At 38.2% G+C, this 4,204-nt stretch carries 6 protein-coding genes; all 6 read right to left on the minus strand.

Annotated features, from left to right (window positions below):
• The coding region (locus IKV95_RS02425) for a lyase family protein (protein ID WP_287451380.1) at nt 1-869 on the minus strand (869 nt) is incomplete at its 3' end.
• Between the two features lie 4 nt (nt 870-873).
• Nucleotides 874-1,347, minus strand: coding sequence for a ribosomal protein S18-alanine N-acetyltransferase (gene rimI, locus IKV95_RS02430; RefSeq protein WP_069129178.1), 474 nt, complete (start codon nt 1,345-1,347; stop codon nt 874-876).
• Nucleotides 1,347-2,051 (minus strand): tRNA (adenosine(37)-N6)-threonylcarbamoyltransferase complex dimerization subunit type 1 TsaB, encoded by a 705-nt coding sequence (gene tsaB, locus IKV95_RS02435; protein WP_287451381.1) that lies wholly within the window; start codon nt 2,049-2,051, stop codon nt 1,347-1,349. The genes rimI and tsaB overlap by 1 nt, the downstream gene beginning before the upstream one ends.
• Nucleotides 2,045-2,500 carry a tRNA (adenosine(37)-N6)-threonylcarbamoyltransferase complex ATPase subunit type 1 TsaE gene (gene tsaE / locus IKV95_RS02440; RefSeq protein WP_029092388.1) on the minus strand — a complete coding sequence of 152 codons (456 nt, stop codon included), beginning with the start codon at nt 2,498-2,500 and terminating at the stop codon, nt 2,045-2,047. Before tsaE ends, tsaB begins: the two co-directional genes overlap by 7 nt.
• A gap of 69 nt (nt 2,501-2,569) precedes the next feature.
• A complete protein-coding gene (locus tag IKV95_RS02445; RefSeq protein WP_069129175.1) occupies nt 2,570-3,736 on the minus strand; it encodes an FtsW/RodA/SpoVE family cell cycle protein in 1,167 nt (388 codons plus the stop codon).
• Nucleotides 3,737-3,987: 251 nt separating this feature from the next.
• Nucleotides 3,988-4,204: ACT domain-containing protein (locus IKV95_RS02450; RefSeq protein WP_287451382.1), on the minus strand; the 217-nt coding region annotated here is incomplete at its 5' end.

The following is a 4,204-nucleotide window of genomic DNA, read 5'->3' on the forward strand; positions in this document are numbered from 1 at the left end:
CGGATATCATTAGCAATTTTCATTGCATTAGCTGCTAATCCTTTAATAGCGCCATGCGTATACACTAGCGCATCATGGCTTGTTAGAGCATGGAACTTGTTAGCTGCACTAATAAATGGATAACCCGTTTGTTCAGCTAATTGTGTTGCCACTAAATCACCAAAGCGCGGGTCTGCATTAAGACCTGTCCCCACAGCAGTTCCGCCGATTGCAAGTTCTAAAATAGTCTGAGCGCTTTGTTCAATTTGTGCAAATGAAGCGTTCATCATTGCTTCCCAACCAGAAATTTCTTGTCCGAAAGTAAGGGGTGTCGCATCCTGTAAATGGGTACGACCTATTTTAACAAGGTGTTGGTACTTTGTTTTTTTCTGTGTTAAGACGACTGTCATCTCTTTAACGATTGGCAGAAGGTGCGCATGAATTTGACGATAAGCAGCAATATGCATTGCAGTTGGGAACGTATCATTTGAACTTTGTGACATATTGACATCATCATTCGGATGTACGTTCTCCTCTGTAATGAGAAGATTCGCTCGAAATGCAATGACTTCATTCATGTTCATATTTGTTTGCGTTCCGCTTCCTGTCTGCCATACAGATAAAGGAAATTCATGAGGCCATTTGCCAGCAATAATTTCATCACACGCTGTCGCAATTGCTGCTTGTTTTACTTGCGATAATTTCCCTAATTGGTAGTTAGCCACACTTGCAGCTTTTTTCAATTCAGCAAAAGCGATAATTAATGCCACTGGCATTTTTTCATCGCCAATTTTAAAATTCTCAAAACTGCGTTGTGTTTGTGCGCCCCATAAATGATCAGCAGGTACCTCAATTGTTCCCATTGTATCTTTTTCGATTCTCACGTTCATTTACTTACGCCTCCTCAGTCTGGTTATTATCAAAATCAACGCGCATAATGACTGCGTCTTCTTGGTTATCTGTATAATAGCGCTTACGAATCGCTAATGCTTGAAATTCAAGCGATTGATAAAGGGTTTGAGCAACAAGGTTACTCGCACGAACCTCTAGCGTTAAGTAGCTTACTTCATTTTGTTTAGCAAGAATAAGTAAAGCTTTCATTAAGCGTTTACCAAATTTCCGACCTCTAAATGTCGGCAAAATTGCAACATTCGTAATGTGTCCTTCGTCATAAATAAACCACGCGCCTGCATAACCAACAACTTCATTGTTATATTCAGCAATTAAGTAATGTCCATGCTTATTTATGGTGATTTCATGTTCAAATGAGGCACGGTCCCATGGCGTTGCAAAACAAGTCTTCTCAATAAAAAGCAACTGGTCGATATCTGCGATCGTAGCATAACGAAAAGTTAATTGATTATCCATCAGTCTAATCCTTGGGCTTTCCGCCAGTTAGTTTCGGCTTCTGTCATGCGGATATAACTGGGTACAAATGTATGAGGTTCTTGTGCTTCTTCAAACTGTGATAACAGTGCAAGTCTTGCGCCAGATGGAATGCCATCTGTTGCTTCAACAAAAACACATTGTGACAACGCTTCTTCAAATTGCGTCTTATACAATAAGATATCTGCATGTGATCCTACTACAATGACAGGTTCATCCAGTGCTTTTAACTGCACCACTAACTCTTCCATTGGGAGATATGTATCTTCAATAACCGTTTCAAGTGGGGCGCTCACATCTGAACGACGATAAGCTCCAATGTACACTGCATTGCGACGGGCATCGAGTAGAGACACAATCACACCATCAAAACACGTGATATTTGCAGCCAATACTTTCAAACTGGAAACACCATATAACGGAATGTTAAGATCCCATGCCATTGTTTTGGCAACTGTTACACCGATGCGTAAGCCTGTGTATGAACCTGGGCCTTGTGCAACCGCAATTGCCGTCACATCTTTAGGTGTTACATGACTAGCTTTCATTAAGTATTGAATCGCGGGCATCAATTGGATGCTATGATTTTGTTGGACATTTAAGGCAAGTTCACCTTTTATTTCATTACCATCAACTAAACCAATCGCCATTGCTTTATTAGATGAGTCAATTGCTAATGTTACCATTCTGCTAATACCTCCTCAATAAGGGCTTGATAGTGTGTACCTTCAGCTTCCAGTGTTATCTCACGCGTTGTTTCAGCGATATGTTTCAGCGATAAACGCAAAAAATGTGCGGGTAAAAAAGGGGCAATATAATGCGCCCATTCAATTACCACCACACCGTCTTTATTAAAATATTCTTCAAAGCCTAAGTCATCTTCTGCATGCTCTAAACGATAGGCATCCATGTGATATAACGGCAGTCGCCCTTCGTATTCTCTAATAATTGTAAAAGTAGGGCTCTTCACCATTGCTTTTATATCTAAACCAATAGCAATTGCCTTGGTTAAAGTAGTTTTTCCCGCGCCTAAATCACCTTCAAGTAAAACACAATCGTTTGCTTGTAAACGACGGCCGATACTTTCACCTAAACGCTCAGTTTCTTCTAAACTTGCTAATTTTATTGTTTTCATCGCTCTCACCTTCACTTGTATTCAATGACTTTATTTTATCATAGAATCGCTTGAATAACATACTCCAGCTTAATTTGTTAGCGCCTCTTTTTTTTCAAAGGTGGGGTCACTACCAAAGACCGAACTATAGTGTTGATGTTGAATCGATAGAATAATAGCGATGCTTAACATATTCGCAAGTATAGCGGAGCCCCCATAGCTAATAAAAGGTAATGGAATACCTGTTACTGGCATTAAACCAATATTCATCGCAATATTTTGGAACATATGGTAACTCATCATAATTAAAATACCTGTAATCACATACGTATGATAAAGTGTTTTTGTTAAAAAACATGTACGAATAAAATAATACATCAAGAAAAAATAAAGAATAATTAAGATGGCGCTTCCTATTAATCCTGTCGTTTCACCAATCATACTAAAGATAAAATCAGTATGTCGTTCCGGAACATATACTTGCGGATCCATCCCGTTACCAACATAACCACCTGAACCAACTGCTAAAACTGCTTGTTCGACATTATAAGCTGAATCGGCATCGACGGCTGAACCATCAATCCATGTATCGATACGTTGGAATTGATAATTTTTCATTCCAATATCTAATAAAATCTGTCTTTGAAAGATAATCAAGTAGGTGAGACCACCCATTATCGCACTCCCTGATATAACAGCGACTGCGATGATTTTTTTTGAAAGACCACCAATAAAGAGCATGCCACAAGTAATCAGCAAGAAAACGATTGCTGTTCCTAAATCAGGTTGTTTAAAAATAAACACCAAAGGTACAATTAATACTAAAAACACTTTAACAAATAATAGCAGTTCTTGCCCCTGTTGCTTCTTTTCACGATGATGCGCAATGATTTTTGCCAAATAGAGAATAAAGAAAATTTTCATAAACTCAGACGTTTGTAAACTTACGACACCCAAATCTAACCAACGTTTTGCCCCATTCACTTCTTTTCCAAAAATCAACACGACAGCAAGCATCAAAATCCCCAGACCATAAAGCCAAACTGCATATTTTTCGAAATATGAAATACTAATGAAGCGCATAAGTATAATGACCATAACACCTAATAAATACCAGATAGTTTGCAAAATAACAAGCTTCTTATCACCCGTAACTAAAAAAATCATTGCCACACTTATGAGATATAAAAAGGTGACAATCACTGCGATATTAGCACTTAAAATACCGGCTTCACTTTTAATATTTTTTTCAGTCATATTGACCTCCCCCTTGCCTCCTCTGTATTAAGAATAAGTTTTAATGTTCTATCCATAAGAAGACACTCATTCTATTGTACAAGTTAGATAGCAACGGTTGCAAATGATTAGCGGTACTGTGTAACTAATAACTGACGCAATAACTCCTGTGTCTCACTAGTAAAATAATTACTATTAACTATACCAACATTCCTTTTTAATTTATTTCAAAAAAAAATCCCCGACGACTGTCAGGGTAAAATTTCTATTAATTAAACATCAAATGTTTGGTGACAAACTTCAGCCGCTTCCAACATTTTAACTTCTGGTACAACCACTGAAACTTTAATTTCAGACGTACTGATCATCCGAACTGAGATACCCGCATTGCGCAACACTGTAAACATTTGAGCTGCTACACCAGGGTTTGAAACCATTCCAGATCCTACAATCGATACTTTTGCTAAGCCGCTTTCAGTTACAAGATCA

Source organism: Brochothrix sp., from assembly GCF_017549435.1.
Classification (GTDB): domain Bacteria; phylum Bacillota; class Bacilli; order Lactobacillales; family Listeriaceae; genus Brochothrix; species Brochothrix thermosphacta.

Coding starts and splice junctions, on each gene's coding strand:
- rimI (WP_069129178.1), bottom strand. CDS start 1,347: ATGGATAATCAATTAACTTTTCGTTATGCTACGATCGCAGATATCGAC.
- tsaB (WP_287451381.1), bottom strand. CDS start 2,051: ATGGTAACATTAGCAATTGACTCATCTAATAAAGCAATGGCGATTGGT.
- tsaE (WP_029092388.1), bottom strand. CDS start 2,500: ATGAAAACAATAAAATTAGCAAGTTTAGAAGAAACTGAGCGTTTAGGT.
- IKV95_RS02445 (WP_069129175.1), bottom strand. CDS start 3,736: ATGACTGAAAAAAATATTAAAAGTGAAGCCGGTATTTTAAGTGCTAAT.